The organism is Stenotrophomonas sp. A3_2 (assembly GCF_036624925.1).
Lineage (GTDB): Bacteria > Pseudomonadota > Gammaproteobacteria > Xanthomonadales > Xanthomonadaceae > Stenotrophomonas > Stenotrophomonas hibiscicola.
Genome location: NZ_JAZKVY010000086.1, coordinates 1 through 316, shown reverse-complemented (window position 1 = coordinate 316; position 316 = coordinate 1). Strand labels below are relative to the sequence as shown.

Sequence of the window (316 nt, the reverse complement as noted above, 5' to 3'; positions counted from 1 at the left end):
GTTCACCCAAAGGCCGGCGAGCTCGAGGTCGGGGTGGCGCAGGATGCCGCGCAGCGCGTGGGTGCCGACATTGCCCGTGGAGATCTGAATGACTTTGATCTTGCCGGTCATCGAAGCGCGCCTCATCCGGCCGCGCGGGCGGCGGCGAGGGAGGCGTAATCGGGGCGTCCGGCCGCTTCCCATTCCTGCCAGACCTCGGCGAAATCGGCGCCGAACGGATTCTGGCCGCGTTTCCACATCGAGCCGCGGCGGATAGTCCAGTCATAGGGGGCGAGCGCGATCGCGCGATCCCAGTGGGCGCGCGCGGCATCGTCCG

1 pseudogene is annotated in these 316 nt (G+C 69.3%); it reads right to left on the bottom strand.

Annotation, left to right across the window (positions count from 1 at the left end):
• Positions 1-122: 122 nt before the first annotated feature.
• Positions 123-316, bottom strand: a pseudogene (locus R5H29_RS01520) (redoxin domain-containing (seleno)protein); the annotation flags it as partial.